At 61.6% G+C, this 23,892-nt stretch carries 19 protein-coding genes and 2 tRNA genes; 17 read left to right on the forward strand and 4 right to left on the reverse strand.

Going from position 1 to position 23,892, the window contains the following annotated elements; all coding sequences use genetic code 11:
• Nucleotides 1-2 precede the first annotated feature (2 nt).
• The 10 genes from PVZ78_RS23145 to PVZ78_RS23190 all read left to right on the forward strand — a co-directional run bounded on the left by PVZ78_RS23145 (nucleotide 3) and on the right by PVZ78_RS23190 (nucleotide 13,034).
• Nucleotides 3-1,430 (forward strand): N-acetylmuramoyl-L-alanine amidase, encoded by a 1,428-nt coding sequence (locus PVZ78_RS23145; RefSeq protein WP_196762704.1) that lies wholly within the window; start codon nucleotides 3-5, stop codon nucleotides 1,428-1,430.
• The gene (gene mutL / locus PVZ78_RS23150) at nucleotides 1,427-3,337 is read left to right on the forward strand and encodes a DNA mismatch repair endonuclease MutL (RefSeq protein ID WP_124307530.1); all 1,911 of its coding nucleotides are present in this window, start codon (nucleotides 1,427-1,429) and stop codon (nucleotides 3,335-3,337) included. The genes PVZ78_RS23145 and mutL overlap by 4 nt, the downstream gene beginning before the upstream one ends.
• Entirely contained in the window at nucleotides 3,337-4,308 is a 972-nt protein-coding gene (gene miaA / locus PVZ78_RS23155) for a tRNA (adenosine(37)-N6)-dimethylallyltransferase MiaA (protein WP_009046689.1), read from the forward strand. Before mutL ends, miaA begins: the two co-directional genes overlap by 1 nt.
• Before the next feature lie 93 nt (nucleotides 4,309-4,401).
• Complete coding sequence (hfq, locus tag PVZ78_RS23160; RefSeq protein ID WP_007921378.1) at nucleotides 4,402-4,662, forward strand: RNA chaperone Hfq; 261 nt, start codon at nucleotides 4,402-4,404, stop codon at nucleotides 4,660-4,662.
• Nucleotides 4,663-4,674: 12 nt separating this feature from the next.
• A complete protein-coding gene (hflX, locus tag PVZ78_RS23165; RefSeq protein WP_007921372.1) occupies nucleotides 4,675-5,976 on the forward strand; it encodes a ribosome rescue GTPase HflX in 1,302 nt (433 codons plus the stop codon).
• 96 nt (nucleotides 5,977-6,072) lie between these two features.
• Nucleotides 6,073-7,242: an FtsH protease activity modulator HflK gene (gene hflK / locus PVZ78_RS23170; protein WP_009046690.1), complete on the forward strand. Its 1,170-nt coding sequence runs from the start codon at nucleotides 6,073-6,075 to the stop codon at nucleotides 7,240-7,242.
• Nucleotides 7,242-8,111, forward strand: a complete 870-nt coding sequence (gene hflC, locus PVZ78_RS23175; RefSeq protein WP_009046691.1) for a protease modulator HflC — start codon at nucleotides 7,242-7,244, stop codon at nucleotides 8,109-8,111. The genes hflK and hflC overlap by 1 nt, the downstream gene beginning before the upstream one ends.
• Nucleotides 8,112-8,426: 315 nt before the next feature.
• Entirely contained in the window at nucleotides 8,427-9,614 is a 1,188-nt protein-coding gene (locus PVZ78_RS23180) for an ATP phosphoribosyltransferase regulatory subunit (protein WP_009046692.1), read from the forward strand.
• A 54-nt stretch (nucleotides 9,615-9,668) separates the two neighbouring features.
• Nucleotides 9,669-10,961, forward strand: a complete 1,293-nt coding sequence (locus tag PVZ78_RS23185) for an adenylosuccinate synthase (protein WP_009041907.1) — start codon at nucleotides 9,669-9,671, stop codon at nucleotides 10,959-10,961.
• 138 nt (nucleotides 10,962-11,099) lie between these two features.
• Nucleotides 11,100-13,034: a methyl-accepting chemotaxis protein gene (locus tag PVZ78_RS23190; RefSeq protein WP_273829321.1), complete on the forward strand. Its 1,935-nt coding sequence runs from the start codon at nucleotides 11,100-11,102 to the stop codon at nucleotides 13,032-13,034.
• A 63-nt stretch (nucleotides 13,035-13,097) separates the two neighbouring features.
• On the opposite strand, the gene PVZ78_RS23195 is transcribed toward PVZ78_RS23190, so the two are convergent.
• The 4 genes from PVZ78_RS23195 to PVZ78_RS23210 all read right to left on the reverse strand — a co-directional run bounded on the left by PVZ78_RS23195 (nucleotide 13,098) and on the right by PVZ78_RS23210 (nucleotide 16,236).
• Complete coding sequence (locus tag PVZ78_RS23195) at nucleotides 13,098-14,663, reverse strand: ABC transporter permease (RefSeq protein ID WP_041985594.1); 1,566 nt, start codon at nucleotides 14,661-14,663, stop codon at nucleotides 13,098-13,100.
• Nucleotides 14,663-15,688 (reverse strand): extracellular solute-binding protein, encoded by a 1,026-nt coding sequence (locus PVZ78_RS23200; protein WP_038630466.1) that lies wholly within the window; start codon nucleotides 15,686-15,688, stop codon nucleotides 14,663-14,665. The genes PVZ78_RS23195 and PVZ78_RS23200 overlap by 1 nt, the downstream gene beginning before the upstream one ends.
• A gap of 204 nt (nucleotides 15,689-15,892) precedes the next feature.
• A tRNA-Leu gene (locus PVZ78_RS23205) sits at nucleotides 15,893-15,979 on the reverse strand.
• A gap of 170 nt (nucleotides 15,980-16,149) precedes the next feature.
• Nucleotides 16,150-16,236, reverse strand: a tRNA-Leu gene (locus PVZ78_RS23210).
• 224 nt (nucleotides 16,237-16,460) lie between these two features.
• On the opposite strand from PVZ78_RS23210, the gene rnr reads away from it, so the two are divergent.
• The 7 genes from rnr (at nucleotide 16,461) to dnaB (ending at nucleotide 23,732) form a co-directional block, all read left to right on the forward strand.
• Nucleotides 16,461-19,067 (forward strand): ribonuclease R, encoded by a 2,607-nt coding sequence (gene rnr, locus PVZ78_RS23215; protein WP_016704516.1) that lies wholly within the window; start codon nucleotides 16,461-16,463, stop codon nucleotides 19,065-19,067.
• A complete protein-coding gene (rlmB, locus tag PVZ78_RS23220) occupies nucleotides 19,064-19,831 on the forward strand; it encodes a 23S rRNA (guanosine(2251)-2'-O)-methyltransferase RlmB (protein ID WP_257371420.1) in 768 nt (255 codons plus the stop codon). The genes rnr and rlmB overlap by 4 nt, the downstream gene beginning before the upstream one ends.
• A 280-nt stretch (nucleotides 19,832-20,111) precedes the next feature.
• The gene (rpsF, locus tag PVZ78_RS23225) at nucleotides 20,112-20,537 is read left to right on the forward strand and encodes a 30S ribosomal protein S6 (protein ID WP_007921481.1); all 426 of its coding nucleotides are present in this window, start codon (nucleotides 20,112-20,114) and stop codon (nucleotides 20,535-20,537) included.
• A gap of 28 nt (nucleotides 20,538-20,565) precedes the next feature.
• A complete protein-coding gene (gene rpsR / locus PVZ78_RS23230; RefSeq protein ID WP_002551829.1) occupies nucleotides 20,566-20,796 on the forward strand; it encodes a 30S ribosomal protein S18 in 231 nt (76 codons plus the stop codon).
• Nucleotides 20,797-20,832: 36 nt separating this feature from the next.
• Nucleotides 20,833-21,732: a hypothetical protein gene (locus PVZ78_RS23235; protein WP_009046698.1), complete on the forward strand. Its 900-nt coding sequence runs from the start codon at nucleotides 20,833-20,835 to the stop codon at nucleotides 21,730-21,732.
• Nucleotides 21,733-21,753: 21 nt separating this feature from the next.
• Nucleotides 21,754-22,200, forward strand: a complete 447-nt coding sequence (gene rplI, locus PVZ78_RS23240) for a 50S ribosomal protein L9 (protein WP_007921484.1) — start codon at nucleotides 21,754-21,756, stop codon at nucleotides 22,198-22,200.
• 134 nt (nucleotides 22,201-22,334) lie between these two features.
• On the forward strand, nucleotides 22,335-23,732 hold the full coding sequence (gene dnaB / locus PVZ78_RS23245; protein ID WP_007921486.1) for a replicative DNA helicase: 1,398 nt from the start codon (nucleotides 22,335-22,337) through the stop codon (nucleotides 23,730-23,732).
• The last annotated feature ends 160 nt before the right edge of the window (nucleotides 23,733-23,892 follow it).

Raw genomic sequence — 23,892 nt, forward strand, 5'->3', positions numbered from 1 at the left:
TGATGGGGTTAGGTATGCGCATTCGCGCGTTGGTTGCTGTCGTAGGACTGTTGCTTACGGCATTGGCCGTCGACGCTCTGGCCGCTACACAGGTCCGCAGCGTTCGCCTGTGGCGGGCACCGGATAACACTCGACTGGTATTTGACCTGTCCGGTCCGGTCCAGCACAGCGTCTTCACCCTGACGGCCCCTGATCGTCTGGTGATCGATATCAACGGTGCGACCCTCGGCGGGCCGCTGAATGTCTCCACGGCGAATACGCCGATTACCGCCATGCGTTCGGCCCAGCGCACCCCCACCGACTTGCGGGTGGTCGTCGACCTGAAAAAGGCCGTCACCCCCAAGAGTTTTACCCTGACGCCCAATGCCCAATACGGCAATCGCCTGGTGGTCGACCTGTTCGATAACCCGGCGGACGCCGCGCCGACGCCGCCACCGGCACCGAATGTCGCGACCGTGCCGGCGGTCCCGGTAACGCCGACCAAGCCTGAGATCAAGCTGCCACCGGCCCCGGCCGGCAAACGCGATATCGTCGTGGTCATCGATGCCGGTCACGGTGGCGAGGACCCGGGTGCCTCCGGCTCTCGCGGCCAGCATGAGAAAGACGTGGTACTGGCCATCGCCCGCGAGCTGCAGCGCCAGATCAATGGCCTCAAGGGCTTCCGCGCCGAGCTGACCCGTACCGGCGACTACTTCATTCCGTTGCGCGGTCGTACCGAGATCGCCCGCAAGAAAGGCGCCGACCTGTTCGTCTCGATCCACGCCGACGCGGCACCGTCCCGCGCGGCCTTCGGGGCCTCGGTGTTCGCGCTCTCCGACCGCGGCGCCACGTCCGAGACAGCCCGTTGGCTGGCGGACAGCGAAAACCGTTCCGACCTGATCGGCGGGGCCGGCAACGTCAGCCTCGATGACAAGGACCGGATGCTTGCTGGCGTATTGCTGGACCTGTCCATGACGGCCTCGCTGACTTCCAGCCTGAACGTCGGCCAGAAAGTGCTCAGCAACATCGGCCGGGTCACCCCGCTGCACAAACAGCGCGTCGAGCAGGCCGGGTTCATGGTGCTCAAGTCTCCGGACATTCCGTCGATCCTGGTGGAAACCGGCTTTATCTCCAACGCCAACGAAGCCTCCAAGCTGGCCACCGTCAGCCACCAGCAAGCACTGGCGCGTTCCATCAGCAGCGGCGTGCGGCAGTTCTTCCAGCAGAACCCGCCGCCGGGCACCTACATCGCCTGGCTGCGTGATTCCGGGAAGATTGCCCAGGGGCCGCGCGACCACCGCGTGAGCCCGGGCGAAACCCTGGCGATGATCGCCGTGCGTTATCAGGTTTCCGCCGCCACCCTGCGCAGCGCCAACAACCTGAGCAGCGATGAGCTGAAAATCGGTCAGACCCTGACCATCCCGGGTACAGAACTGGCGGCCAAGGAATGAATGACGCAGTCATCAGCAGCGCCCGCATCGAGTTGCTCAGCCCACGACTGGCGAACCAGATTGCCGCCGGTGAGGTGGTCGAGCGTCCGGCATCGGTGATCAAGGAGTTGCTGGAGAACAGCCTGGACTCCGGCGCCAAGCGCATCGATGTGGACGTCGAGCAGGCGGGCGTCAAACTGCTGCGGGTGCGCGACGACGGCAGCGGCATCTCCGCGGACGATCTGCCGCTGGCCCTGGCGCGCCACGCCACCAGCAAGATCCGCAACCTCGAGGATCTGGAACAGGTCATGAGCCTGGGCTTTCGGGGTGAGGCGCTGGCATCCATCAGCTCGGTCGCCCGCTTGACCCTGACTTCCCGCACCCGCGAGGCCGATCAGGCCTGGCAGGTGGAAACCGAAGGCCGCGACATGGCGCCGCGCGTGCAGCCGGCGGCCCATCCGGTCGGTACCTCGGTGGAAGTCCGCGACCTGTTCTTCAACACCCCGGCTCGGCGCAAGTTTCTCAAAGCCGAGAAAACCGAGTTCGATCACCTGCAGGAAGTGATCAAGCGCCTGGCGCTGGCGCGTTTCGATGTCGCGTTTCACCTGCGTCACAACGGTAAAAGCGTCCTCAGCCTGCATGAAGCCAACGATGACGTGGCGCGCGCGCGGCGGGTGGCAGCGGTGTGCGGTTCGGGCTTTCTCGAGCAGGCGCTGCCGATCGAGGTTGAGCGTAACGGCCTGCATCTGTGGGGCTGGGTAGGCTTGCCGACTTTTTCCCGCAGCCAGGCGGATCTGCAGTATTTCTACGTCAACGGTCGCGCGGTGCGCGACAAGCTGGTGGCCCATGCGGTGCGCCAGGCTTACCGCGATGTACTGTTCAACGGTCGGCACCCGACCTTTGTGCTGTTCTTCGAAGTCGACCCGGCGGTGGTCGACGTCAACGTGCACCCGACCAAACACGAAGTGCGCTTCCGTGACGGGCGCATGGTCCACGACTTCCTGTACGGCACCCTGCACCGCGCCCTCGGCGATGTCCGGCCGGAAGACCATCTGGCGGCGCCGGCAGCGGTCGCCGGCATCGTGCGGCCGAGCGGGATCGAGGCCGGCGAGTTCGGCCCCCAGGGCGAAATGCGCCTGGCGGCAAACATGACGCTGGAACAGCCGCAGGCCCAACCGGCCTTCAATCCGCCGGGGACCGGCTCGGGCGCGGGTTATCAGTACCAGTACACGCCGCGTCCGCAGCCAATGCTGCCGGCGGCCGAGGCGCAAAGCGCCTATCGCGAGTTCTTTGCGCCCTTGCCTGAGTCCGGGGCGACGGCCTTGCCGGATGCTCAGGGCGATATCCCGCCGCTGGGCTATGCGCTGGCGCAGCTCAAAGGCATCTATATCCTCGCGGAAAACGCCCAGGGCCTGGTTCTGGTGGACATGCACGCGGCCCACGAGCGGATCATGTACGAGCGCCTGAAGGTGGCGATGGCCAGCGAAGGCCTGAGCGGCCAGCCGCTGCTGGTGCCGGAGTCGATCGCGGTCAGCCAGCGCGAAGCCGACTGTGCCGAGGAGCACGTCAGCTGGTTCCAGCGCCTGGGGTTCGAGTTGCAGCGCCTGGGCCCTGAGTCGCTGGCGATCCGGCAGATTCCGGCCCTGCTCAAGCAGGCGGAAGCCAACCGCCTGGTGCATGACGTCCTGGCCGACCTGATGGAGTACGGCACCAGCGACCGTATCCAGGCGCACCTCAACGAGTTGCTGGGCACCATGGCCTGCCACGGGGCGATCCGGGCCAATCGCCGCCTGGCCCTGCCGGAAATGAACGGCTTGTTGCGCGACATGGAAAACACCGAGCGCAGCGGTCAATGCAACCATGGCCGACCGACCTGGACCCAGTTGGGCCTGGACGATCTGGACAAACTCTTCTTGCGCGGTCGTTGATGAGCCAGCTTCCCCCAGCGATCTTCCTGATGGGCCCGACTGCCGCTGGCAAGACTGACCTGGCCATCGAACTCACCAAGGTTTTGCCTTGCGAGCTGATCAGCGTCGATTCGGCGCTGGTCTACCGTGGCATGGACATAGGCACCGCCAAGCCGTCCAAGGAAATCCTGGCCGAATTTCCGCACCGCCTGATCGACATTCTCGACCCTGCCGAGAGTTATTCGGCGGCGGATTTCCGTACCGATGCGCTGGCGGCCATGGCCGATATCACCGCGCGCGGCAAGATTCCGCTGCTGGTGGGCGGCACGATGCTCTATTACAAGGCTTTGCTTGAAGGCTTGGCGGACATGCCGCCGGCCGACCCACAGGTCCGCGCCGAGCTGGAAGAAGAAGCGGCACGCCTTGGCTGGCAGGCCCTGCACGACCAATTGGCGGCCATCGACCCCGAGTCGGCGGCGCGGATTCACCCCAATGATCCCCAGCGCCTGACCCGGGCGCTGGAAGTCTATCGGGTCAGTGGCCTGAGCATGACCGCCCACAGACTGCGACAATCTGCGCAAAGTACTGAAGCAGCCGCTTCGGGACGGGGACAATTGCCCTATACTGTCGCGAACTTGGCCATTGCCCCGGCAAACCGTCAGGTACTGCATGAGCGCATTGCACAAAGATTCACAATTATGTTGGAACAGGGATTCGTCGACGAGGTCGTAGCTCTGCGTTCTAGAAGTGACCTGCATGCCGGGTTGCCGTCTATACGTGCTGTAGGCTACCGACAGGTCTGGGATCATCTGGATGGCAAGCTGACATTCGCCGAGATGCAGGAACGCGGCATCATTGCCACGCGCCAATTGGCGAAGCGCCAGTTCACCTGGTTGCGTAGCTGGGCTGATTTACACTGGCTGGACAGCCTTGATTGCGACAATCTGCCACGCGCCTTGAAATACCTGGGAACGGTCTCCATATTGAGCTGAGTCCTTGCAATTGCCGTCTATCCTTGGGGGTGGGGCGGTTTTAGCCATCTGTTTTCTGATTTTTTATTATTGATCCTTAAAGGAGTGCGGCACATGTCAAAAGGGCATTCGCTACAAGACCCTTACTTGAATACTTTACGTAAAGAGAAAGTTGGGGTTTCCATCTATCTGGTCAACGGGATCAAACTGCAAGGTACGATCGAGTCTTTCGACCAGTTCGTCATCCTGCTGAAGAACACCGTCAGCCAAATGGTTTACAAGCACGCTATCTCGACAGTGGTACCGGTTCGTCCAATTCGCCTGCCTAGCGCATCCGAATCCGAACAGGGTGACGCTGAGCCAGGTAACGCCTGATAGGAGTCTCCTTTGTTCTTTGAGCGCCACGGTGGTGGTGAGCGTGCAATTCTCGTTCACTTGGATGGTCAGGACCCTGAGGCGCGCGAAGATCCGCAGGAGTTTCAGGAGTTGGCAATATCGGCCGGCGCCGAGACCGTCGCGTTTGTTAACGTGCCGCGTCATCGGCCAACCGCCAAGTACCTGGTTGGCAGCGGCAAGGTCGAAGAATTACGCGACCTGGTCAAAGCCGAACAGGTCGACCTGGTGATTTTCAATCACATCCTCACACCCAGTCAGGAACGTAACCTCGAACGTGCTTTCGAGTGTCGCGTGATTGACCGCACGGGTCTGATTCTCGATATTTTCGCCCAACGTGCCCGCACTCACGAAGGCAAGCTCCAGGTAGAGCTGGCCCAGCTTGAATATATGAGTACGCGTCTGGTTCGTGGCTGGACTCACCTTGAGCGGCAGAAAGGCGGTATCGGTCTGCGTGGTCCGGGTGAAACCCAGCTCGAGACTGACCGGCGTCTTCTGCGGGTTCGCCTGCGGCAGATCAAGGCCCGGCTGGAGAAGGTCCGCAGTCAGCGCGAGCAGGCCCGTCGTGGGCGCAAGCGTGCCGATATTCCTTCGGTATCGTTGGTGGGCTACACCAACGCCGGCAAATCCACCTTGTTCAACTCCGTGACCGAGTCCGATGTATTCGCGGCCAACCAACTGTTCGCTACCCTCGACCCGACCTTGCGCCGGCTCGAGCTGGACGATCTGGGTCCGGTCGTGCTGGCCGACACTGTGGGGTTCATTCGTCATCTGCCGCACAAACTGGTCGAGGCGTTTCGGGCTACGCTCGAAGAGTCGAGCAACTCCGACCTGCTGTTGCATGTGATCGATGCCCATGAGCCCGAGCGCATGGCCCAGATCGAGCAGGTCATGGTGGTGCTCGGCGAGATCGGAGCCCAGGACTTGCCGATACTGGAGGTCTATAACAAACTCGATTTGCTCGAGGGGGTAGATCCGCAGATCCAGCGCGATGCCGACGGCAAGCCGCAGCGGGTCTGGTTGTCGGCTCGTGAGGGGCAGGGGCTGGACTTGCTCAAGCAGGCCATTGCCGAGCTGCTGGGCGAGGATTTGTTTGTAGGCACCTTGCGCTTGCCGCAGCGTTTTGCTCGACTGCGAGCGCAGTTCTTCGAGTTGGGCGCAGTGCAGAAAGAAGATCACGACGAGGAAGGTGTCAGCCTGCTGGCTGTCCGCTTGCCGCGAGTCGAGCTGAATCGATTGGTAAGCCGCGAAGGCATGCAGCCGCTGGAGTTCATCGAGCAACACACTTTGCAATAAAAGCCTGAGAAAGCGGTTGTGCCGCTGTAGCAGGCATTCTGTAGCATTGGTCGGCGCGCCGTGGGTGCGTCTTTGCTTTATCAGATGGAGAGCGCTATGGCTTGGAATGAGCCGGGTGGCAACTCGAATAATCAGGATCCTTGGGGTGGTAAGCGCCGCAACAATGGCGACCGCAAGGGGCCACCGGATCTCGACGAGGCCTTCCGCAAGCTGCAGGAAAGCCTGAATGGGTTGTTCGGTGGTGGTAAGAAACGTGGTGACGACGGTGGCAGTTCCGGTAAGGGCGGCGGTCTCGGCCTGCTCGGTATCGGTCTGGTCGTGCTGGCGGCCGTGTGGCTGTACAGCGCGGTGTATGTCGTGGACGAGCAGGAGCAGGCCGTGGTGCTGCGCTTCGGCAAGTACTACGAGACCGTCGGCCCGGGCCTGAACATCTACTTCCCGCCGATCGATCGCAAGTACATGGAAAACGTCACGCGTGAGCGTGCCTATACCAAGCAGGGTCAAATGCTGACTGAAGACGAAAACATCGTCGAAGTGCCGCTGACCGTGCAGTACAAGATCAGCAACCTGCAGGACTTCGTGCTGAACGTCGATCAGCCGGAAATCAGCCTGCAGCACGCCACCGACAGTGCCCTGCGCCACGTAGTGGGTTCCACCGCGATGGACCAGGTGCTGACCGAAGGCCGTGAATTGATGGCCAGCGAGATCAAGGAGCGTCTGCAACGTTTCCTCGACACCTATCGCACCGGTATCACCGTTACCCAGGTGAACGTACAGAGCGCAGCGGCACCGCGTGAAGTGCAGGAAGCCTTCGATGACGTGATCCGTGCCCGTGAAGACGAGCAGCGTTCGCGCAACCAGGCTGAAACCTATGCCAACGGTGTCGTGCCGGAAGCCCGTGGTCAGGCCCAGCGCATCATCGAGGATGCCAACGGTTATCGCGATGAAGTGGTTTCCCGCGCCAAGGGTGAGGCCGATCGCTTCACCAAGCTGGTGGCCGAGTACCGCAAGGCGCCTGAAGTCACCCGTGAGCGTCTGTACCTGGACACCATGCAGGAAGTCTTCAGCAATACCAGCAAGGTTCTCGTGACCGGCAACAAGAACGGCCAGAGCAATCTGCTGTACCTGCCGCTGGACAAAATGGTCGAGAGTGGCCGCAGCACCAGTGCTCCGGTGACTGGCGCAGCAGCCAGCAGCAACGAAGCGAATGCGCGTGCGGCAGCTGATCTGCAGCAACAGCAAGCGCGTACCAGGGAGAGTCGCTGATGAGCAATAAATCGCTGATCGCCCTTATTGTCGGCGTCGTCGTGGCGATCGCTGCCTGGAACTGCTTCTACATCGTCGCTCAGACCGAGCGCGCGGTGTTGCTGCAGTTCGGTCGTGTGGTCCAGGCTGACGTTCAGCCGGGTCTGCATGTGAAAGTGCCCTATGTGAACCAGGTGCGTAAGTTCGACGCCCGCCTGATGACCCTGGATGCACCGACCCAGCGTTTCCTGACGCTGGAAAAGAAAGCCGTGATGGTCGATGCCTATGCCAAATGGCGCGTGAAGGATGCGGAGCGTTTCTACACCGCGACTTCCGGCCTCAAGCAGATCGCCGACGAGCGTCTTTCCCGTCGTCTGGAGTCGGGCCTGCGTGACCAGTTCGGTAAGCGCACCCTGCACGAAGTGGTGTCCGGTGAACGTGATGCGCTGATGGCGGATATCACGGCTTCGCTCAACAAGATGGCCGAGAAAGAGCTGGGCATCGAAGTGGTCGATGTCCGGGTCAAGACCATCGACTTGCCGAAGGAAGTGAACCGCAGCGTCTTCGAGCGCATGAGCACCGAGCGTGAGCGTGAAGCTCGCGAGCACCGCGCCAAGGGTAACGAGCTGGCGGAAGGTATTCGTGCCGACGCCGATCGTCAGCGCCGCGTACTGCTGGCCGAAGCCTATCGTGAGTCGGAAGAGATTCGCGGTGACGGCGACGCCAAGGCCGCAGCCATCTACTCCAAGGCCTACGGTCAGGACCAGGAGTTCTACGGTTTTTACCGTAGCCTGCGTGCCTATCGTGAAAGCTTCGCGAACAAATCCGACGTCATGGTCCTGGATCCAAGCAGCGACTTTTTCCGTTACCTGGAAAAGGCCAAGCCTTGATGCGACGTTGACCTGAATCGCCCCGCCCGGCGGCTAAAGTGTCTGGCGGGGTGATCCTTTGGGAAAACGAGTGTATGATGCGGCAGCCGGGAAATTCCCGGCTTTTTTGCGTCTGCACGTTTGATTGTGGTTGTTGGTGCAAGACGGCGAGTTGAACGACTCGACAGGTTTTTTCGAGGAAAGTGAGTGGCGAAGCCGGTTTCAGGCTTTTCGCCCCGTCGCCCATGCGCGTGGTTTGCGTATGAGCCGATCATTTTCTGCTTCACTCAAGGCCCGCCCATAGGCTGGCCGCCTGGATCACAGGGGAATGGCGTAATGGCAACGGTAGACCGCTGGCTGCTGCCAGATGGCATCGAAGAAGTACTGCCACCTGAGGCGGCGCGCATTGAAGTTGCGCGTCGTCAGGTGTTGGATCTGTTCCAGAGCTGGGGTTACGAGTTCGTCGTGACCCCTCATATCGAGTACCTGGAATCCTTGCTGACCGGCGCGGGCCAGGACCTCGACCTGCGTACCTTCAAGGTCATCGATCCGCAATCGGGTCGGCAGATGGGTTTCCGCGCCGACATTACGCCGCAGGTGGCCCGAATCGATGCGCATACCCTGCGTCGCGAAGGCCCGAGCCGCCTGTGCTATGCCGGTAGCGTGCTGCATGCGCAGCCGCGTGCCTTGTCGTCCTCGCGCAGCCCTATCCAGCTGGGCGCCGAGTTGTACGGCGATGCGAGCCCGAGCAGCGACGTGGAAGTCATCAGCCTGATGCTGGCGATGCTGCAACTGGCCGATGTGCCGGATGTGCACATGGACCTGGGGCATGTCGGTATCTACCGTGGCCTGGCCCGTGCGGCCGGCCTCTCCGGCGAAGTGGAACAGCAACTGTTCGATGCCCTGCAACGCAAGGCCATCGACGAGGTCATTACCTTGACCGAAGGCCTGCCGGCCGATCTGTCCGGCATGCTGCGGGCGCTGGTCGACCTGTGCGGCGGCCGTGAAGTGCTGGCTGCGGCCCGCGAGCGCCTGGCCAATGCACCGGCGCCGGTGCTGGCGGCCCTGGACGACCTGCTGGCGATTGCCGAGCGTCTTTCCGTGCGTTTCCCTGAATTGCCGCTGTACTTCGACCTGGGCGAGCTGCGCGGTTACCACTACCACACCGGTGTGGTGTTCGCGGTGTTCGTACCGGGCGTTGGCCAGTCCATCGCCCAGGGCGGTCGTTACGACGATATCGGCGCCGACTTCGGTCGCGCCCGCCCGGCAACCGGTTTCTCTACCGATTTGAAAACCCTGGTGACCCTGGGGCGTGCTGAGATCGAGCTACCGTCTGGCGGTATCTGGATGCCGGACAGTACGGATGCAGCCCTCTGGCAGCAGGTTTGCCAGTTGCGCAGTGAGGGTCAGCGCGTGGTTCAGGCCTTGCCTGGACAACCATTGGCCGCCGCCCGTGAAGCGGACTGCGACCGGCAATTGATTCAGCAGAACGGGCTTTGGCAAGTATTGCCGCTGGCTTCTTGAGTTTTCCCGCCGGCCGTTGCCGGCACCAAGTTTGCGCGAATGAGGACAAGTGTTATGGGTAAGAATGTCGTAGTCCTGGGCACCCAGTGGGGTGATGAGGGCAAAGGCAAGATCGTTGATCTGCTGACCGAACATGCTGCCGCCGTAGTGCGCTACCAAGGTGGCCACAACGCTGGCCACACCCTGGTGATCGATGGCGAAAAAACCGTCTTGCACCTGATCCCTTCGGGTGTGCTGCGCGAAGGCGTTCAGTGCCTGATCGGCAACGGTGTGGTGGTTGCGCCGGACGCATTGCTGCGTGAGATCGTCAAGCTGGAAGAGAAAGGCGTACCGGTGCGCGAGCGCCTGCGTATCAGCCCATCCTGCCCGTTGATCCTGTCCTACCACGTAGCGCTGGACCAGGCGCGTGAAAAAGCCCGTGGCGAGCAGAAGATCGGTACCACCGGTCGCGGCATCGGCCCGGCTTACGAAGACAAGGTCGCTCGTCGCGGCCTGCGTATCGGCGACCTGTTCCACCGCGAGCGTTTCGCCGCGAAGCTGGGCGAGTTGCTGGACTACCACAACTTCGTACTGGTCAATTACTACAAAGAGCCGGCCATCGACTTCCAGAAGACGCTCGACGAGTGCATGGAATACGCCGAACTGCTCAAGCCGATGATGCTGGACGTGACCGCCGAGCTGCACCAACTGCGTCGCGCGGGCAAGGACATCATGTTCGAAGGCGCCCAGGGCTCGCTGCTGGACATCGACCACGGTACCTATCCGTACGTCACCAGCTCCAACACCACTGCCGGCGGCATCGCCACTGGCTCGGGTGTGGGCCCGATGTACCTGGACTACATCCTGGGCATCACCAAGGCTTACACCACTCGCGTGGGTTCGGGTCCGTTCCCGACCGAACTGTTCGACGACGTCGGCGCTTTCCTGGCCAAGCGTGGCCATGAGTTCGGTGCAACCACCGGCCGTGCCCGCCGTTGCGGCTGGTTTGACGCCGTCATCCTGCGTCGCGCCATCGACGTCAACAGCATCTCGGGCCTGTGCCTGACCAAGCTGGACGTGCTGGACGGCCTGGAAACCATCAACATCTGCGTGGGCTACAAGAACCAGGATGGTGCAGTCATCGACGCGCCAACCGACGCCGACAGCTACATCGGCCTGGAGCCGGTGTACGAGCAGATGCCAGGCTGGAGCGAGTCGACCCTGGGTGCCAAGACCCTGGAAGAGCTGCCGGCCGCTGCCCGTGCCTACATCAAGCGTATCGAAGAGCTGGTCGGCGCGCCGATCGACATTATTTCGACAGGCCCGGACCGCAACGAGACCATCGTTCTGCGTCACCCGTTTGCTTGATAAGTCGTTGATGTAAAAAGCAAAGGCCCCTCTCCCGGGGCCTTTGTCGTTTCTGTCTGCCACACGGCACGACCCTTGCTGTGATTTCCCCTTCCAGAGTGCCATCAATTTGATGGCGTTGAAGTAGAGGGATTTCCTGTGTCGGCCGTTCTCTCACTGTTACAAAGCCGTTTGTTGCGGCCTGTGTTCGTTACTCTTGGTATCGCCCTTTTGGTGCAGGTGCTGGTTGCCGTTGCCCTGACCCGGAGCACGGTGATGGCGCTGGAGGCTGATCTGGCCGCTCGTCTGGGCGTCGACAGCCAGAAGCTCTCCGGCGAGTTGGAGCAGGCGGCTCGCGAAGTCACCTCGAGCCTGGAAAGCCTTTCCAGCAGTACTCGGCAACGATTGACCGCCGGGCTGTCCTCACGCCTGGAGGAAGAGCAGGCGCAATTGCGGGCGACGCTGGAGAAGGATCTCAAGGATTCGGCCAACGATATGGCCCAGTTGCTCGCTTCGGTGGCGCCGCGGGCCATGTGGGACAGCGACGTCCCGACCCTTTCCGAGTTCGCTCGGCGCGCCCAGCGCAATCCCAACGTGCTGTTCGTGGTGTACGACGACGCCAATGGCGAGCACCTGACCCGTTACCTGAACCGGGAAAACCCGATCAACAAGGCGCTGCTGGAAAAGGGCAAGGGCGACCGTGCCCTGGACAAGGTGCTGGATGCGGCCAAGAACGATCCGTCGGTCTATTACCTGGAGGCCTCCATCAGTCCTAACGGCGTGGAAATCGGCAAGGTGCTGATGGGGGTTTCCACGGCGTCGGTCGAGGCGGACGTGGTGGCGCTGGACAAGCGCTTCGCAGCCTTGATCGCCAGCAGCGATCAGTTGGTGGGCGATAGTCTCAAGGGCGCTTCGGCGGACAGTTCGGCGGCCATGGGCGCGCGCCTGCAGTCGGCGCAGACCACCGCTTCGGACATGCAGGCCAACACCGCCGGTACCGTGCAGGACGCGGCGGCCACTCTGCGTTGGCGCATCGGCATGGGCCTGGCGCTGGTCGGCTGCGGGGTCTTGCTGTTGCTGGCGGTGGTGCTGGGGCGGCGGGTGGTCAGCAAGCTGCATCTGCTGATCGCTGCGCTGAACGATCTGGCGGCCGGTGAGGGCGACCTGACCAAGCGGGTCCAGCTCAGCAGCAATGACGAGATCGGCGACATGGCGTCGGCGGTCAACCGCTTTGTCGACAAGTTGCAGCCAATCGTGCGCGAGGCGGGCGATGTGGCGCAGCGCACCGGTGTCGAAATCGGTGCGATGAGCCTGCGTAATGCCGGGGCTGATGCTGCGGCCGAGGCTCAGCGCGACGAGGTGGCAGAGAGTTTGCGGGCGCTGTCGCAGATGGCTGATGAAGCCCAGGCGGAAAGCCAGGCGATGCAGGCGGCCTTGCAGCAAGTGGTGGAGATTCGCCAGGCAACCGACGAAAACACTCGGACCTCGGCCCAGGTGGGCAGCCTGATCGAGGCGCTGGCGGGGCAGGTCGACACCGGCTCCAAGGTCATCGAGCGCCTGGCGCAGCAGAGCGAGCAGATCGAGGTGGTGTTGACGGTGATTCATGGCATCGCCGAACAAACCAACCTGCTGGCCTTGAATGCGGCCATCGAGGCGGCGCGGGCCGGGGAAACCGGGCGCGGCTTTGCTGTGGTGGCCGACGAGGTCAGGGCGCTGGCGAGCAAGACGCAAAGCTCTACCGGGGATATCCAGGCGCACATTGGAGCGCTGCAGCAGGGCGCGCGCGAGGCGGTGGCGGCGATCGGCCAAGCCGGAAGGCAGGCCAGCGAAGGTTTGCTGGTGCTGCGCGACAGCGCGCGGTTGCAGCAGTCGGTGCAGTCGTCGGTGGAGCAGGTGCACGCGGCAATTGGCCTGGCGACCCAGGCGGCGGCCCATCAGGCTCAGGGTGCGCAAGCGGTGCGCAGCCGGGTCGAAACCATCCATGCCCAGGCCGAGCGTGCGGCTCAGGCGGTGGTGGAAACCACGGCCAGCGGCAAGGTGCTGGATGGCTTGGCGGCGCAGTTGAAGGCCAGCCTGGGGCAATTCCGGGCTTGAGTTTCCACAAGGCTTGAATGCTGGGGGTGGGGCTCCTACAGAAGGCTTTCTGTAGGAGCGGGCTCAACGGCTCAGATACATCCGTGTCGTCAGCAGATAGACCGGCAATCCCGATACCAGAATCAACAGCGCCGCATAAGGCGCTGCGGCTGCAAACTCCACATTCGCCGTGTGCGCCCAGACTTCCGTCGCCAGCGTATTCAGCCCGGTCGGGCTGAGCAGCAGGGTGGCCGTCAGTTCCTTCATGGCATCCAGGAATACCAGGGCGAAGGCGGCTCCCAGCGCGGGGAAAATGATCGGCAGGGTCACACGGCAGAATGCCGTGAATGAGGAGGCGCCGAGAGTGCGGGCAGCTTCCTCGAGTTGCGGCGCCGCCTTGTTCAGGGCAGTGCGGATTGGCGCCTGCGCCAGGGGCAGGAATAGCAGGGCGTAGGCGATCAGCAGCAGGGTCGAGGTCTGATACAGCGCCGGCACGTAGTGCAGGGCAAAGAACACCAGTGTCAGGGCAATCACCAGGCCGGGCAGGGCGTGCAGCAAGTAGGGCAGGCGTTCGGCCCAGAGGGCCAGGCGACCCTTGTGACGTACCACCAGCAGCCCGACCGGTACCGCCAGCGCCAGGCACAGTGCCGCGCCACCCAGCGACAGTGCCAGGGAGGAAAGCAGGGCTTCGCCGATGGCGGCTACCGGGAAGGCGGCCGATGAGCCAACGGCCAGCCAGTACGCCAGCATGCCCAGCGGAATGCCGCTGCCGATCAGGGTCAGCAGCGCGCAGTACAGTTGCCCACCAATCGCCCACTTGCCCAGGCGTACCTGCTCGGCATGTCGCGCCGCGCCCTGGCCGGTCCGCACATGGCGGCCTTTGCCGCGAACCCGCAACTCCAGCCACAGCAGGGCCAGGCACAGCGCCAGCAACACGGCAGAAAGCATCGCCGCGTTGGCGTTGCTGAACTCCAGCTCGAACTGCTGATAGATCGCGGTAGTGAAGGTTTGCAGGCCGATGATCGACAGCGCGCCGAACTCCACCAGCATGTGCAGGGCGATCAGCAATGAACCGGCCAGCAGCGACGGCCAGAGCAGGGGCAGGGTGATCCGGAAGAACACGCCCCAGCGATGCTGCCCAAGGGTGCGGGCCGACTCCTCCAGAGAGGGGTCGAGGTTGCGCAGGGTGGCCGCGACAGGCAGGAACACCAGTGGGTACTTGGACAGGCTCATGACCAGGATCGCCCCGCCCAGGCCTTCGAAGCTGGCACTGAGGGAGACCCAGGTGAAACTGCTGACAAAGGCCGGTACGGCAAAGGGCAGGCACAGGATCACGCCCCAGAGGCGCCGCCCCGGCAAGTCGCTACGCTCCAGCAGCCAGGCCAGGGAGAGGCCGACGATGGCGCAGGTGACGGTCACACCTGTGAGCAGCAGCAAGGTATTGCGCAGCAGGCCGAATACATAGGGGCGCCACAGCAGGTGCAGGGCTTCGGCCCAGCCGGCCTGCCAAGCCTTGAGCCCGACATAGAGCAATGGCAGCAGGCTGAGTCCGACCAGCAGCAGGACTGGTAGCAGTAGCCAGATCGATGGCCCCTTGCGCCTCGGTATGTAGGTTGTGCGCGAGGCGGGGGCGGGCAGCGATGCGCTCATCAGTTCAGGCCGACTTCGCGTTCCAGTTCCAGGGCTTCTTCGGCATTGCCAAGGTCGGCCGGGGTGACTTTTGGCGCTTGCAGCTCGCTGAACGGCTTGAGGCCGCGATCCGACTCCAGGCCTTTGCGCAGCGGGTATTCGGCGGTGGTCTGGGTGATCACGCGCTGGCCTTCTTCGCTGGCCATATAGGCGAGGAATTGCTGAGCTTCCTTGGGGTGCTTGCTGGACTTGAGTACTGCGGCACTGGATACGGTGATCAGCCCGCCGGCATCGCCGCCGGTGAAATAGTGCAGCTTCGAGTCCAGCTGGCCTTTTTCGCGTTGCAGGGCGAACCAGTAATAGTTGTTCACCAGCACGGTGGCGACTTCGCCGTTTTCCACGGCCTTCAAGGCCACCATGTTATTGCTGTAGGTCTTGCCGAAGGCGCGCAGGCCGGTCAGCCATTCCTCGGCGGCGTCCATTCCGTGCAGCTTGATGATTGCCACGGCCTGTTCCTGGAACGCGCCGCTGGTAGGAACGAAGCCTACCTTGCCTTGCCATTGTGGTTGGGAGAACTCCATTACCGATGTCGGCAGGTCCTTTTCGTCGATCAGCTTCGGGTTGAACGCCACCACGCGGACGCGGGCGGTGATACCGATCCAGGTGCCGTTGCCGGCGACGTAATCCTTGGGTAGGACTTCAAGGGTCGCGGCATCGGTCTTGGCCAGCAGGCCTTGCTCGCCGAGTTTGTTCAGGGGCGGCGATTCTTCGGTGTAAATCACGTCGGCGGGAGAGCGCTCGCCTTCTTCCACGACCTGGCTGGCAAGCTGGTTGCTGCTGCCTTTGCGCACATTGACGTGAATGCCGGTCTTGGCCTCGAAGGCCTTGGCGATGGCGTCGCCGACTTCCTTGTGCTGGCCGTTGTAGAGGGTCAGGGAAACCGGGTCGGCTGCTTGAGTGAGTGGAGATGCCAGGGCCAGGCCCAGCAAAGTGATGGTCAAGCCACGCAGAAGGGATGTTGGAAGGGCGGTGTTTCTAAACATCATTCGCAGGGTTCCTCACTGTGGTGCCGCAAAAACTTGTAACAATCATAAACGATATTGTTTCTCATGTGCGGCTTGACGGGCTGGATAGCCCTGAGAGGAGGGGGGGGCTTTGGAGGAAGAAATGATTGTTATGGGCCAGAAACGCAAAAACCCGCTTTCGCGGGTTTTTGTGAGACTTCACAGCTATGCTGTGAAGCTTGAATATGGTGCCCAGAAGAAGACTCGAACTTCCACGGCCTTGCGGCCACCAGCACCTGAAGCTGGCGTGTCTACCAATTTCACCATCTGGGCAGTATCAGCAACGTTGCCGCTGTTGATGGGGCGAACTATACGGAGCGCCTTTGAATCTGTAAAGCCCTGTTTTGACTTAGATTCAATAAATCAAACACTTAGAATGCAAAAACCCGCTTTCGCGGGTTTTTGGAGGAGCCTGAAGATTCAAATAATCTGCAGCTCTGAATTGGTGCCCAGAAGAAGACTCGAACTTCCACGGCCTTGCGGCCACCAGCACCTGAAGCTGGCGTGTCTACCAATTTCACCATCTGGGCAGTATCGGCAACGTCTCCGTCGTCGATGGCGCGCACTATACGGACCACCTTTTGAGCTGTAAACCCCTGATCTTGAAAATATTGAAAAAAATTCACCGACGGCTTTTACAGGATGCTTCTGAAGCCTTGAAAGGACTTTTCGGAGCCTGTCTTAGCCTGAAATTTCCCGTTTCAATACGCGTATGCCAAACTAACCCGCATATAGACAAGGTGAAATTTATCTAATGGCCGATTGGCAGTCCCTCGATCCCGAGGCCGCTCGTGAAGCGGAAAAATATGAAAACCCTATCCCTAGCCGCGAACTGATCCTTCAGCACCTTGCTGATCGGGGTTCGCCTGCTAATCGCGAACAGCTGGTCGAAGAGTTTGGTCTGACCACAGAAGACCAGATCGAAGCCCTGCGTCGCCGCCTGCGCGCCATGGAGCGCGATGCCCAACTGATCTACACCCGTCGCGGCACTTATGCGCCGGTGGACAAGCTCGACCTGATCCTCGGCCGCATCAGCGGTCACCGTGATGGCTTCGGCTTCCTGGTGCCCGATGACGGCAGCGACGACCTGTTCATGAGCCCGGCGCAGATGCGCCTGGTGTTCGATGGCGACCGCGCGCTGGCCCGGGTTTCCGGTCTGGATCGCCGTGGTCGCCGCGAAGGCATGATCGTTGAAGTGGTGTCCCGTGCTCACGAGAGCATTGTCGGCCGTTACTTCGAAGAGGGCGGCATTGGTTTTGTGGTGGCGGACAACCCGAAGATCCAGCAGGAAGTGCTGGTGACCCCGGGCCGCAATGCCGGCGCCAAGATTGGCCAGTTCGTCGAGGTGAAGATCACCCACTGGCCGACTCCGCGCTTCCAGCCGCAAGGCGACGTGGTCGAGGTCGTGGGCAACTACATGGCCCCGGGCATGGAAATCGATGTTGCCTTGCGCACCTACGATATTCCTCACGTCTGGCCTGAAGCGGTACTGAAGGAAGCCGGCAAGCTCAAGCCGGAAGTCGAAGATAAGGACAAAGAGAAACGCATCGACCTGCGCGATCTGCCGTTCGTCACCATCGACGGTGAAGACGCTCGCGACTTCGACGATGCGGTCTATTGCGAAGCCAAGCCTGGCAAGCTGCGCCTGTTCGGCGGTGGCTGGAAGCTGTACGTGGCGATTGCCGACGTTTCCAGTTACGTGAAGATCGGTTCGGCGCTGGATGCCGAGGCTCAGGTACGCGGCAACTCGGTGTACTTCCCCGAGCGCGTGGTGCCGATGCTACCGGAGCAGTTGTCCAACGGCCTGTGCTCGCTGAACCCGAAAGTCGATCGTCTCGCCATGGTGTGCGAGATGACCATCTCCAAGTCCGGCGAGATGACCGACTACCAGTTCTACGAAGCGGTGATCCACTCCAAGGCGCGACTGACCTACAACAAGGTCAGTACTATCCTCGAGCAGCCGAAAACCAGCGAGGCCAAGCAACTGCGCGGCGAATACGCCGATGTTGTGCCGCACCTCAAGCAGCTTTATGCGCTGTACAAGGTGCTGCTCGGTGCTCGTCATACCCGTGGCGCCATCGATTTCGAGACCCAGGAAACCCGGATCATCTTCGGTTCCGAGCGCAAGATCGCCGAAATTCGCCCGACTACCCGCAACGATGCGCACAAGCTGATCGAGGAATGCATGCTGGCGGCCAACGTGGCCACCGCCGAATTCCTCAAGAAGCACGAAATTCCTGCGCTCTATCGCGTCCACGACGGCCCGCCGCCAGAGCGCCTGGAAAAACTGCGCGCCTTCCTCGGCGAGCTCGGCCTGTCCCTGCATAAAGGCAAGGACGGCCCGACGCCGAAGGACTACCAGGCATTGCTGGAAAGCATCAAGGATCGCCCGGATTTCCACCTGATCCAGACCGTGATGCTGCGCTCGTTGAGCCAGGCGGTGTACAGCGCTGACAATCAGGGCCACTTCGGCCTGAACTATGAAGCCTATACCCACTTCACCTCGCCGATTCGTCGTTACCCGGACCTGCTGACGCACCGGGCGATTCGCAGTGTCATCCATTCCAAGCAGAACACTCCTCACGTGCGTCGTGCCGGTGCGATGACCATTCCGAAGGCGCGCATCTATCCGTACGACGAGGCGGTTCTCGAGCAGCTTGGCGAGCAGTGCTCGATGAGCGAGCGGCGTGCCGACGAAGCGACCCGCGACGTGGTGAACTGGCTCAAGTGCGAGTACATGAAGGATCGCGTGGGCGAATCGTTCCCGGGCGTGATCACTGCGGTGACCGGTTTTGGTCTGTTCGTCGAACTGACCGATATCTATGTCGAAGGTTTGGTGCATGTCACGGCGCTGCCGGGCGATTACTACCACTTCGATCCTGTGCATCACCGTCTGGCCGGCGAGCGCACCGGTCGCAGTTTCCGCCTGGGTGACAGCGTGGAAGTGCGGGTCATGCGCGTCGATCTGGATGAGCGCAAGATCGACTTCGAGATGGCGGAAAAAACCATCAGCGCGCCGATCGGTCGCAAAAAACGCGGCGCCGTCGATGTGCCTCCGGCCAAGACTGCTGCCGAGCCTGCTCCAGCCAAGACTGGCCGTCGTGGCCCGGCCAAGGAAAAGCCGGTCGAGGCCTACCGCTCCAGCGATGCCGCGGCGAAAAACGCCGAAGTGCGCAAGAGCCGGGAAATGAAGCAGGCGTTGCTGGCCGAAGCCAAAAGCGGTGGTAAAGCGGCGTCTGGGGGAAAGTCCGGAAAGCCGGCGTCCAGCAAACCGAGCAAACATCGTAAAGGTCCGCCGAAAGCGGGCGCAGGTCCTGCGGCGAAAAGCGGCGGGGCACGTAAACCCAAGGCCAAGTCATGAGTCAGTTGGAAAAGATCTACGGCGTGCACGCTGTGGAAGCATTGCTGCGTCACCACCCCAAGCGCGTCAAGCAGATCTGGCTGGCCGAAGGCCGCAGCGATCCGCGCGTGCAGGTGCTGGTGGACCTGGCCGGGCAGAATCGCGTGGCGGTCGGCCAGGCCGAGCGTCGTGAAATGGATGCCTGGGTCGAGGGCGTTCACCAGGGTGTCGTGGCTGAAGTAAGTCCAAGCCAGGTCTGGGGCGAGGCGATGCTCGATGAGCTGCTCGACCGTACCGAAGGCGCGCCGCTGCTGCTCGTGCTGGACGGTGTGACCGACCCGCACAACCTCGGCGCCTGCCTGCGTACCGCCGATGCGGCCGGTGCGCTGGCGGTGCTGGTGCCGAAAGACAAATCGGCGACCTTGACCCCGACCGTGCGTAAAGTGGCGTGCGGCGCTGCGGAAGTGATTCCGCTGGTGGCCGTGACCAACCTCGCGCGCACCTTGGAAAAGCTCCAGCAGCGCGGCCTGTGGGTTGTTGGCACGGCTGGTGAAGCCGAACAGGAGCTGTATGACCAGGACCTGACCGGGCCGACCATCCTGATCATGGGCGCCGAAGGCAAGGGTATGCGTCGCCTCACCCGTGAGCATTGCGATTTCCTGGTTCGCCTGCCGATGGCCGGTAGCGTCAGCAGTCTCAACGTTTCCGTGGCTACCGGCGTGTGCCTGTTCGAGGCCACGCGCCAGCGTGCGGCCAAGGCCAAGAGCACAGCCAAGAAGGTCTGAGTTTCCTCCCTCCATGCAGGTGCGAGCTTGCTCGCGATAGCGGCCCGACTGAGGTGCCGCAATCGTGAGCAGGCCCGTCCGGCAGGTTTGGCGTGCCCTGGCGGCCAATTGTTCAAATAATCACCAATTGCCTTGCGCCGCTGTTGCCCCTTCTCTACAATTGCGCCCCTTGCCGTTGCGGCAGGCGCATATGTGCCTATCTCTGGCAAGACACACAAGTGTCATTCACTCCTTGTCTGACCGCTTTTGAGCGGCAGGCTACAACCCGTAAGGAGCATTCATGCGTCATTACGAAATCATCTTTCTGGTCCACCCTGACCAGAGCGAGCAAGTCGGCGGCATGGTTGAGCGTTACACCAAGCTGATCGAAGAAGACGGCGGCAAAATCCACCGTCTGGAAGACTGGGGCCGTCGTCAACTGGCCTACGCAATCAACAATGTTCACAAGGCTCACTACGTGATGCTGAACGTTGAGTGCACCGGTAAAGCCCTGGCTGAGCTGGAAGACAACTTCCGTTACAACGATGCTGTGATCCGTAACCTGGTCATCCGTCGCGAAGAAGCCATCACTGGCCAATCCGAGATGCTCAAGGCTGAAGAGAACCGCAGTGAGCGCCGTGAGCGTCGTGACCGTCCTGAGCATTCTGACAGCGCCGATGGCGATGACAGCGATAACAGCGACGCCAGCGATAACGCTGACGAGTAATCCACGGACCTTTTGAGGAGCCAATTACATGGCACGTTTCTTCCGTCGTCGTAAATTCTGCCGCTTCACCGCTGAAGACGTGAAAGAGATCGATTACAAAGATCTCAACACCCTGAAAGCCTACGTATCCGAGACCGGCAAAATCGTTCCAAGCCGTATCACCGGTACCAAAGCTCGTTATCAGCGTCAGCTGGCCACCGCTATCAAGCGCGCCCGCTTCCTGGCCCTGCTGGCCTACACCGACAGCCACGGCCGCTGAGACCGGGCAGTCGACAAGTAGTAAGGGATTGAATGCATGCGCGCCTTAGCTGAGTTCATCATGCGCGGCCGTATGCAGGCCACTCTGGTAGTGGCCGGATGTGCGGCATTGCCGTTGTTGTATTGGTTGGGTGCTGCTGCGGGAAGCCTGGTGCTCCTGCGGCGCGGTTTGAGCGACGCCCTTGGTGTCCTCGCCCTGGGATTGCTGCCGGCATTGTTCTGGTGGCTGTATTCCGGCGATCCACGCGCACTCATGGTGCTGCTGGGGTCTTCGGGCCTTGCGTTGGTTTTGCGCGCAAGCGAATCCTGGAACCGTGTGCTGCTGGTCAGCATAGCGCTGGGCCTGGTGTTTGCTGGAGTGCTGGGTGTGGCTTACCGCCCCCAGATCGAGATGCTCTCGCAGGAGTTGGTAAAAATCCTGCCGCTGGCCCTCGGTGATCTCTACCAGCAGTTGTCGGTTGAAGAGCAGGCTCGTCTTGCCTCACTGATTGCACCGGTCCTGACCGGCCTGATAGCGGCTTTGTTGCAGGTCGTCAGTGTGCTGAGCCTGATTGTCGGGCGCTACTGGCAGGCGTTGTTGTACAACCCGGGTGGTTTTGGGCGCGAGTTTCGCGCTATCAAGCTCCCGCTGGGACTGGCGATGTTGCTGCTGGCCTGCATGCTGCTGGGACCGAATCTCGGTCCACAGATGGCGATGCTGACGCCGTTGTGCAGCGTACCGCTGGTGTTCGCCGGGCTGGCCCTGATTCACGGGCTGGTGGCGCAAGGGCGACTGGCCAGGTTCTGGCTGGTGGGGTTGTACGTAACGCTGTTGCTGTTTATGCAGCTGATCTATCCGTTGCTCGTGGTGTTGGCCATAGTCGACAGCCTGATTGATTTTCGCGGTCGTTCGGCGCCGAAAGACGCTGATAACGGCTCTGCGAACGGTGAAGGTTAAAAGTTAAGAGGTTATTACCAAATGGAACTGATCCTGCTGGAAAAAATCGCCAACCTGGGCAACCTGGGCGATAAGGTAAACGTTAAGGCTGGTTACGGCCGTAACTACCTGCTGCCTTTCGGCAAAGCCACCGCTGCTACCGCTGCCAACCTGGCTGCGTTCGAAGCGCGTCGTGCCGAGCTGGAAAAACTGGCTGCAGAGAAAAAGGCTTCTGCCGAAACTCGCGCTGCCCAACTGGCTGAGCTGGAAGTGACTATCACTGCCACCGCTGGTGACGAAGGCAAGCTGTTCGGTTCGATCGGCACCCACGACATCGCTGATGCACTGACCGCCTCCGGCGTTGAAGTGGCAAAAAGCGAAGTTCGTCTGCCGAACGGCACCATCCGCAACGTAGGTGAGTTCGACGTAGCCGTGCACCTGCACGCCGAAGTTGAAGCCACCGTGCGCGTTGTCGTGGTAGCAGCTTAAGCAGTACTTGTCGGCTGGCACCCTCGGGAGCTAGCCGGTAACATCGGGCACGATCCTGTTTACAGGTCGTGCCCTTTGTCTTTCTGTACCCTCAGTTTTTCAAACCCCTGCTTTTCCTAAAAAACCAAGTGGCCATGAACGATATCTCCGCTCCCGAGCAATACGATCTGCAAACCGCTGCCCTGAAGGTGCCGCCACATTCCATCGAGGCCGAACAGGCCGTGCTCGGTGGTCTGATGCTGGACAACAACGCCTGGGAGCGGGTGCTCGATCAAGTCTCCGACGGCGACTTCTATCGGCATGACCACCGTTTGATTTTCCGCGCGATCGCCAAACTGGCCGATCAGAACATGCCGATCGACGTCGTGACCCTGTCCGAACAGCTGGACAAGGAAGGCCAGACGTCCCAGGTCGGCGGCCTGGGGTACCTGGGCGAACTGGCGAAGAACACGCCGTCGGTGGCCAACATCAAGGCCTATGCGCAGATCGTTCGCCAGCGCGCCACCCTGCGCCAGTTGATCGGCATCAGCACCGAGATCGCCGACAGCGCCTTCAACCCCGAAGGCCGCACCGCCGAAGAGATCCTCGACGAAGCCGAGCGGCAGATCTTCCAGATCGCCGAGGCGCGTCCGAAGACCGGCGGCCCGGTGGGTGTCAACGAGTTGCTGACCAAGGCCATCGACCGCATCGACACCTTGTTCAACACCGACAACGCCATCACCGGCCTTTCCACCGGCTACACCGACCTTGACGAGAAGACCAGCGGCCTGCAGCCAGCCGACCTGATCATCGTCGCCGGCCGTCCGTCCATGGGTAAGACCACCTTTGCCATGAACCTGGTGGAAAACGCCGTGCTGCGCAGCGACAAGGCGGTGCTGGTGTACTCCCTCGAGATGCCAGGCGAATCGCTGATCATGCGTATGCTGTCGTCCCTCGGCCGTATCGACCAGACCAAAGTGCGTTCCGGCCAGCTGGAAGACGACGACTGGCCGCGCCTGACCTCGGCGGTCAACCTGCTCAATGATCGCAAGCTGTTCATCGACGACACCGCCGGTATCAGCCCCTCGGAAATGCGCGCGCGAACCCGCCGCCTGGTGCGTGAGCACGGCGACATCGCCCTGATCATGATCGACTACCTGCAGCTGATGCAGATCCCAGGTTCCAGTGGCGACAACCGGACCAACGAGATTTCCGAGATCTCCCGTTCCCTCAAGGCCCTGGCCAAGGAATTCAACTGCCCGGTAGTGGCCCTGTCCCAGCTCAACCGCTCCCTCGAGCAGCGTCCGAACAAGCGCCCGGTGAACTCCGACTTGCGGGAATCCGGAGCGATCGAGCAGGACGCCGACGTCATCATGTTCGTGTACCGGGACGAGGTGTATCACCCCGAGACCGAGCACAAGGGCATTGCCGAGATCATCATCGGCAAGCAGCGGAACGGCCCGATCGGCTTTATCCGCCTGGCATTCATCGGCAAGTACACCCGCTTCGAGAACCTCGCGCCGGGCAGCTACAACTTCGACGACGACGAGTAAGGCCCGGCCTCTCGAGCGCAGGCAAGCCTCCAAGGTCATCGTGTTCCTGGGAGCGAGGTTTGCCCGCGATAAACGCCCCACCGATTTCCGACCATGGTCGTCGGAATTGGTCATTTTTTGTGCTATATTCCGCGCCCGCGAATTTCTCTGTAAATAAACG

The sequence above is a fragment of the Pseudomonas sp. SBT1-2 genome, assembly GCF_028640875.1.
GTDB lineage: Bacteria > Pseudomonadota > Gammaproteobacteria > Pseudomonadales > Pseudomonadaceae > Aquipseudomonas > Aquipseudomonas chlororaphis_I.